The sequence below is a fragment of the Cytobacillus oceanisediminis 2691 genome (assembly GCF_007678455.1).
Lineage (GTDB): Bacteria > Bacillota > Bacilli > Bacillales > Cytobacillaceae > Mesobacillus > Mesobacillus oceanisediminis_A.
In genome coordinates this window covers 1-247 of record NZ_VEEP01000330.1, presented here as the reverse complement: position 1 = coordinate 247, position 247 = coordinate 1, and the positions used below count along the sequence as shown (strand labels likewise).

The following is a 247-nucleotide window of genomic DNA, read 5'->3' as shown; positions in this document are numbered from 1 at the left end:
GATTCAGCCACTTCCATTGATCCAACAGAACCAATTCGCTGACCAATAACTTCAGAAGTTGAACAACCAATCAAGCATATCTCATTTTCATTAAAAAAGGACATTGCTTTTAATTCGTCTAACAACATTGAAAAATCTTGCATTTGAAACCCACCCCCTAAAAAAATAAAAAGGAACATAGCAAAATTGCTATACTCCCTTATTATAACGTATTTAAAGCGTAACATATACTAATTATATATAATTC

Annotated in this window: 1 protein-coding gene; it reads right to left on the bottom strand. The window is 31.2% G+C overall.

What is annotated here, in order from left to right; all coding sequences use genetic code 11:
- Window positions 1-143, bottom strand: a 143-nt coding sequence (locus FS736_RS23885) for a DUF436 family protein (protein WP_144481567.1), incomplete at its 3' end; no start/stop codon positions are given.
- Window positions 144-247 lie beyond the last annotated feature (104 nt).